This is a genomic window from Microbulbifer sp. (genome assembly GCF_051659245.1).
GTDB lineage: Bacteria > Pseudomonadota > Gammaproteobacteria > Pseudomonadales > Cellvibrionaceae > Microbulbifer.
On the sequence record NZ_JBOFOC010000074.1, the window covers coordinates 1 to 6,938 of the forward strand.

The 6,938-nt window shown below is 63.3% G+C and carries 6 protein-coding genes; 3 read left to right on the top strand and 3 right to left on the bottom strand.

Annotated features, from left to right (window positions below):
- The first annotated feature begins 112 nt into the window (after positions 1-112).
- Entirely contained in the window at positions 113-1,177 is a 1,065-nt protein-coding gene (gene fba, locus ACRC0P_RS07500) for a class II fructose-bisphosphate aldolase (protein WP_438629475.1), read from the top strand.
- Positions 1,178-1,255: 78 nt separating this feature from the next.
- Positions 1,256-2,239 (top strand): alpha/beta hydrolase, encoded by a 984-nt coding sequence (locus ACRC0P_RS07505; RefSeq protein ID WP_438629477.1) that lies wholly within the window; start codon positions 1,256-1,258, stop codon positions 2,237-2,239.
- 133 nt (positions 2,240-2,372) lie between these two features.
- Here ACRC0P_RS07505 and ACRC0P_RS07510 read toward each other — a convergent pair whose 3' ends face one another.
- From ACRC0P_RS07510 to serA, 3 genes are all read right to left on the bottom strand, one after another.
- The gene (locus tag ACRC0P_RS07510; protein WP_438629479.1) at positions 2,373-3,212 is read right to left on the bottom strand and encodes a phosphatidylinositol-specific phospholipase C; all 840 of its coding nucleotides are present in this window, start codon (positions 3,210-3,212) and stop codon (positions 2,373-2,375) included.
- A 476-nt stretch (positions 3,213-3,688) separates the two neighbouring features.
- Positions 3,689-4,597 (bottom strand): EamA family transporter RarD, encoded by a 909-nt coding sequence (rarD, locus tag ACRC0P_RS07515; RefSeq protein WP_438629481.1) that lies wholly within the window; start codon positions 4,595-4,597, stop codon positions 3,689-3,691.
- A 228-nt stretch (positions 4,598-4,825) separates the two neighbouring features.
- Positions 4,826-6,070 (bottom strand): phosphoglycerate dehydrogenase, encoded by a 1,245-nt coding sequence (gene serA, locus ACRC0P_RS07520; protein ID WP_438629483.1) that lies wholly within the window; start codon positions 6,068-6,070, stop codon positions 4,826-4,828.
- A 136-nt stretch (positions 6,071-6,206) separates the two neighbouring features.
- Here serA and ACRC0P_RS07525 point away from each other — a divergent pair, with 136 nt between their 5' ends.
- Positions 6,207-6,869, top strand: a complete 663-nt coding sequence (locus ACRC0P_RS07525; RefSeq protein ID WP_438629485.1) for a fumarylacetoacetate hydrolase family protein — start codon at positions 6,207-6,209, stop codon at positions 6,867-6,869.
- Positions 6,870-6,938 lie beyond the last annotated feature (69 nt).

Consider the following 6,938-nt stretch of genomic DNA (forward strand, 5'->3'; position numbering starts at 1 on the left):
CGATCGAAGGTTCCGCCAGCGCCGATCGCGGGCATGGCCCGCTCCTACAAACAAACCATCAAAAATAATTATTAGCTTTTAGCATTTCGCACCGACGAGAAAGGTAATTTCCATGGCTCTAATCAGCTTGCGCCAACTGCTGGACCACGCTGCCGAATACGGCTACGGCGTGCCCGCGTTCAACGTCAACAACCTGGAACAGATGCGCGCGATCATGGAGGCGGCGAAGCAGACCGATTCGCCGGTGATCGTGCAGGCCTCCGCCGGCGCGCGCAAATATGCCGGCGCCCCCTTCCTGCGCCACCTGATCCTCGCCGCCATCGAGGAGTTCCCGGAAATCCCGGTGGTAATGCACCAGGACCACGGCACCAGCCCGGCGGTGTGTCAGCGCTCCATCCAGCTGGGTTTCAGTTCGGTAATGATGGACGGCTCCCTGCAGGAGGACGGCAAGACCCCGGCCTCCTACGAATACAATGTGGACGTCACCCGGCGCGCGGTGGAGATGGCCCACGCCTGCGGAGTGTCCGTGGAAGGGGAGCTGGGTTGCCTGGGCTCGCTGGAAACCGGTATGGCCGGCGAGGAGGACGGCGTGGGGGCCGAGGGCAAATTGTCCCACGACCAACTGCTGACCGACCCGGAAGAAGCGGCGGACTTTGTGCGCAAAACCCGGGTGGATGCGCTGGCCATCGCCTGCGGCACCAGCCACGGCGCCTACAAATTCAGCCGCCCGCCCACTGGCGACATCTTGGCGATCGACCGCATCAAAGAAATCCACGCGCGCATACCCGGCACCCATCTGGTGATGCACGGTTCCTCCTCGGTACCCCAGGAGTGGCTGGCCGTAATCAACGAATTTGGCGGCGAGATTCCCGAGACCTATGGCGTGCCGGTGGAGCAGATCTGCGAGGGCATCAAGCACGGCGTGCGCAAGGTGAATGTGGACACCGACCTCCGCCTGGCCTCCACCGGCGCGACCCGCCGCTTCCTGGCCCAGAACCCCTCCGAATTCGACCCGCGCAAATTCCTCAAAGCCACCATAGAGGCCATGAGGGACATCTGCATAGCCCGCTACGAGGCTTTCGGCACCGCCGGCAATGCCAGCAGGATACGCCCCGTCGGCCTGGAGGATATGTCCAAGCGCTACGAGACCGGCGAACTGGAGCCGCAGATCAGGTAAATCCTGGAAAGATCAGCTCCCCTCTCCCGCTTGTGGGGGAGGGGGCCGCAGGTCCGCAAATGCAGTACCATTGATCCAATGGACCTCCTGCAAGATATCACTACCGTCGAACACAGCCCGGTCATCAAGCGCCCGGACTATTCGGCCCTGCGCGAGCAGTTGCCCGAGCTGGATTTCAGCGGCAACGGTGAGGGTCCGCTGCTGCCGGCCCTGCAGGAGTATCGGAACTACTACGACCTGCAGTTTCCCCTGGCCCACAGGACCGGGGTAGGCACTTTCGAGGCGGCGGGTTTTGAGCTGGTGGCCCAGTACTGGCTGGTGGAAAAGCCCCGCGGTACCCTGTTTATCTGCCACGGCTATTTCGATCATACCGGTATTTACGGTTCCGCCGTTCGCTTCGGCCTCGAGCGCGATCTCAACGTAGTGGTTTTCGATTTCCCGGGCCACGGCCTCTCCAGCGGCGAGCCGGTGGCCATCGATACCTTTCTGCAGTACCGCCAGGCCCTGGAGGCGCTGCTGCATATCGCCCGCGATAAGCTGCCGGGCCCCTGGCACGCCCTCGGGCAAAGTACCGGCGGCGCGGCGCTGCTGGCCTACCTGCAATACAGCTGCTGGCAGCCGTTCGACAAGATCTTTCTGCTGGCGCCGCTGGTGCGCCCGGCGCGCTGGCATCTGCGCAAGTGGCGGTATTACCTGGGCCGCTTCTTTCTGGCGAATCCCGACCGCGGTTTCAACATCAACACCCACGACGCCGAGTTCGCCCGCCGCCAGGCGCACCGGGACCCGCTTCAGTCTCCGGTGATGTCCATGCGCTGGCTCACCGCCATGGTGGACTGGCTCAACACCTTCCCCAAAACCGCGAAAAATCCCAAACCGATTCTGGTGATACAAGGCACCGGCGACGAGACCGTCTCCTGGCGCTACAACATGCGCGTCGTGCGCGACCGCTTTCCCAACAGCAAGCGGGTGATAGTGCGCGGCGCGCGCCACCAGATGATCAACGAGACCCAGCCCTATAGGCACCAGATACTGAAAGCGCTGGATGATTGGCTAAACGTTTGAGCCAACTGCTCCCCTCTCCCGCTTTTATTGTTTTCAGGGTTTTCCGGTGGACGGCACGGGACCCGGGGCCATCGAACCGCCGAACCGAGCCGCACCCCCCGGCGCGAAGGGTGTGGCTCCAGGCGCGTCCGGCTCAGTAGAAGTACGCCCGCAGCTCGGCCCGCACCAGGTCCGCGGTGATGAAGTCCGAGATCACGACGCCGTGGTGCGCGTTGCTGGCCGCCACGTTGTCGAAGTAGTGGCGCAGCCAATTGTTGACGTCGCCCGAGACGGCGGGGATGCTGGGGACGCCCCACACCGGCTTGACGCCGCTCGTGAAGTTGAGGAAGAGGCTCCCCGCGCTGTCCGCCTGCGCGTCGTTGAGCATCCCCCCGATCTCGCGAATCTTGTTGTCGTTGGTCGACGCGTTCACGTTGTAGTAGTCCTGCACCTCGATCGCGTGGCTCCGGGTGTCGTAGCGGGTGAAGCGCGCGTTGTCGGCCCAGTTGGTCACGTCGATCCCGCCCGAGACCCAGAACGAGCCCGAGAAGCGGCGCAGCAGCACGATCCGGCCGCGTACCTCTCCGAGGGTTGGGATGTAGCTATGGCGCCACCAGTAGCTGCTGTACGCCGGAGCGTTGGCGTACGAGTTGAAGGTCTGCTCGAACGACCGCGTGTTGTTGTGCGGGTCGTACTCCTCCTTGACCTGCATGATGACGGTCTCGCTCGGGTGCGCGGCGAGGAACGCCGTGACCATCGTGAGGACGTCGTCGAAGTTCATGTGCTGGTACACGGAGCCGTGGTGGACGACGAGGGAGTCCTCGTAGTGACGCAGGCGGATGTCGAGGTAGCGGACTCCGGAATCGAGCTGCTGGGCGATCGTCAGGTTCTGACACTTGGCGGTACCCGGCCACGGCTCGTGCATCGCACCCGAGTCATGCGTGCCCGGGATCGTGAGTTCCGAGAGCAGCGCCGAGTCCGGCACGTAGTCCATCCACCACGCGAGCTCCGTGTCCAGGTTCTGCGCGGAGGCAACGGTTGGCGATAATACAAATGCCGCCAGGCACATGAGCCCAAGCGACACGAGGGCACGAGAACGGTAACACTTCATAACACACCTCCTGTAAAGTTGAAGACCTCGCTTCTCGTGTTGGAAGCGGAGTCTCGTTCCGGGGGAGAGCGTTCACTCCGAAGGCGGGGAATCTCCAACGAGCAGCTCTTGGCGCGTAAGATAGGGAACCTCCGCTCCCCATTTCAATGTATTGGTTCTCAATACATGCACAGCGCCGGTGCCCGGGGCGCGGCGGATTCCACGCTCGCGCACATTGGCCAGGGTGTTGAACAGGGAAGTGCGGCGTTACCTGGGATTGCAGCAGGCGCAGGCGGGCATCCAGGGCCTGCCACTCCAGCTCGCCGCGTTCGCGCTCGAAATCCCGCGGCCAGCGGGCAACGGGGAGAAGCTGCCGCTGCTCAAGCCAAGGCTTTTCTCTTCAGCTCCAGTCTCCGCCGTTGCGCCAGCGCATCGAAGGAATAGAGCAGCAGCCCCAGCCACACCAGTGCGAAGGTGACCAGCTTGCCCTCGCCGAAGGGCTCGCCGAACGCCAGCGTGGCGAGCAGCAGATGCAGGGTGGGTGCCAGGTATTGCAGGAATCCCACCGTGGAGAGGTTGAGCCGGCGGGTGGCGATATTGAACAGCAGCAGCGGTGTCAGGGTTACCGGGCCGGCCAGCAACAGCAGGCCGTTCAGTTGCCAGCTGTTGCCGGGCAGGTCGCTGCTGGGGCTGTCACTCCACAGGAGATAGAGTGCGGCCAGCGGGAACATGTACAGGGTTTCCACGGCAAGCCCGGTGAGGCTGTCCACCGGCGCCCGCTTGCGCACCAAGCCGTAGAAGCCGAAGGAGAATGCCAGGATCAGGGCCGCCACCGGCAGCCGTCCGAACTGCCAGAGGTCGTGGGCGATGCCCGCTGCCGCCAGTCCCACCGCCAGCCACTGCAGGCGGCGCAGCCGTTCCCCCAGTATCAGTACGCCCAGCAGCACACTGATCAGTGGGTTGATGTAGTAGCCGAGGCTGGCATCCATCAGGTGGTTGCTGGTAATGGCCCAGATAAACACCAGCCAGTTGCCGCCGATCAGCAGGGTCGACAGGGAAAGGGTGACCATTTTCTCCCGCGAGCGCAGGGTGGCGAGGAAATCCGGCAACTTGCCGATCAGCGCGAGGATCGCCACTGCAAGCACCAGCGCCCAGATACTGCGGTGCGCGAGGATTTCCGGCGAGGAAATACCATCGAGCAGCTTGAAGTACAAGGGCGCGAATCCCCAGAGCAGGAATGCGCTGATACCGGCGAACAGACCGGCCGCGGCGGAGTCGTTGTTGCGCAAGGGAGATACACCTGGTCAGAGAGCCGGGAGCCCCGGGTTCGGCGGAAAGCGCAATTGTAGGAGCGGCCCGTGGCCGCGATCAATCTCTATCGTTTGTGGGAGCCTGCCGGGCAGGCTCCCACAGGGAGCGCCGCTATGATCGGATTCAGTTTGCGGTAGGGTGCGCACCATTTCACCGGTACTTCCGGTGCGCACGGCGCACCCTACGATCGCAACTGCAGGGATGCTTTAGAACAACACCCGGCAGCGCAGTGTGCCGGGAATATTTTTCAGCTTTTCCAACGCCAGGTCCGAGTATTCCGCATCCACATCGATCACCACGTAGCCCAGGATCTCGTTGGTCTGCAGGAACTGCGCGGAAATGTTGATTTTGTTTTCCGAGAACACCTGGTTGATGGCGCCGAGCACGCCGGGCACGTTCTTGTGAATGTGCAGCAGCCGGTGCGCGCCCACATGACTGGGCAGCGCCACCTCGGGGAAATTCACCGAGCTGGTGGTGGTGCCGTTATCGGAATAGTGGGAGAGTTTCTCCGCCACCTCGGTGCCGATATTCTCCTGCGCCTCCATGGTGGAGCCGCCGATATGCGGGGTAAGCAGCGCGCTGTCGATATCGCGCAGGGGGGACTGGAACTCGTCGTCGTTGCCCCGGGGCTCCACCGGGAAGACATCGATGGCGGCGCCGGCCAGATGCCCGCTTTTCAGCGCCTCGGCCAGCGCGTCGATATCCACCACGGTACCGCGGGAGGCGTTGAGCAGGATGGCGCCGGGTTTCATGTGCGCTATCTGTTTTGCGCCGATCATCATCCTGGTGGACGGCAGTTCCGGCACGTGCAGGGAGACCACATCCGCCTGTGCCAGCAGTTCGTCGAGGGAGTTTATCTGACTGGCGTTGCCCAGCGGCAGTTTGGTGATCACGTCGTAGAAGATCACCCGCATACCCAAGGCCTCCGCCATCACCGATACCTGGGAGCCAATGGCGCCGTAGCCGACGAGCCCCAGGGTCTTGCCCCGCGCCTCGAAGGAGCCGGCGGCGGACTTGAGCCAGCCACCGCGGTGGCAGACGGCGTTCTTCTGCGGGATGCCGCGCAGCATCAGGATACTCTCCGCGATAATCAGCTCCGCCACGCTGCGGGTGTTCGAGTAGGGCGCGTTGAACACCGCGATGCCCAGTTCAGTAGCCGCCTGCAGGTCCACCTGGTTGGTGCCGATACAGAAGCAGCCGATGGCGATCAGCTTGGGGGCGTTCTCCAGCACCTTGCGGGTCAGTTGGGTGCGCGAACGGATGCCGATAAAGTGAGCGTCGGCAATTTTCTCGATCAACTGCTCTTCCGGCAGCGAAGTCTTGAGATACTCCACATTGGTGTAACCGCGGGAAGCCAGCAGATCCACCGAGGACTGGTGGACCCCCTCCAGCAGCAGGATGTGGATCTTGTCTTTTTGCAGGGACTCTTTTTGGTGGGTGGGCGGAGCCATATACACTCTCTTGACAGTGGGCGACAGGATTGGCGGTAAAATCCGGGAAGCCGGGAGCCCGGCGAGGGCGCGATCATACCACAAGCGCCCTGTGGCGCTTAATTCGAAATCCCTATCCTAACCATCGAAAACAGTTATGTACCGACACCAGTTTAGCTGTAGAACCCCGTGCGATCTGGCGACGGGGAAAATCGTCTGCGTGGGGCGCAACTATGCCGCCCACGCCGCCGAGTTGGACAACCCGGTTCCGGAGGAGCCGCTGCTGTTTATCAAGCCCGCCACCGCAGCGGTGCCCATGGCCGAGCCGATCCACCTGCCCCGCGGCCGAGGCGGCTGCCACTTCGAGGGGGAGCTGGCGCTGCTGATCGGCGCACCCATGAGCGGTGCCAACCCGGCGGACGTTCCCGGCGCCGTCGCCGGTCTGGGCCTGGCGCTGGACCTCACCCTGCGGGAACTGCAGGGACAGCTGAAGAAGCAGGGGCACCCCTGGGAAAAGGCCAAGGGTTTCGACGGCGCCTGCCCGCTGTCCCCTTTCGTCAAACTGGACTGGCTGCCGGACTGGGACAACCTCACCTATTCCCTGTGGCTGAACGGCGAACTGCGCCAGCGGGGCAAGACCGGACATATGCTCACCCCGATCCTCGATCTGGTGGCCTATATCAGCAGCCATTTCACTCTGCTGCCCGGGGACGTGGTGCTCACCGGCACCCCCGCCGGGGTGGGGGAATTACTCTGTGGGGACAGGCTCGTACTGGAGTTGGAAGACGACTGGCTGCGGGTGGAAACGCAGGTGGCCTAGAGGCAATGTAGGAGCGGGCCATGCCCGCGATCGGCGCTTATTGAATCCCCGCCGCCGATCGCGGGCGTG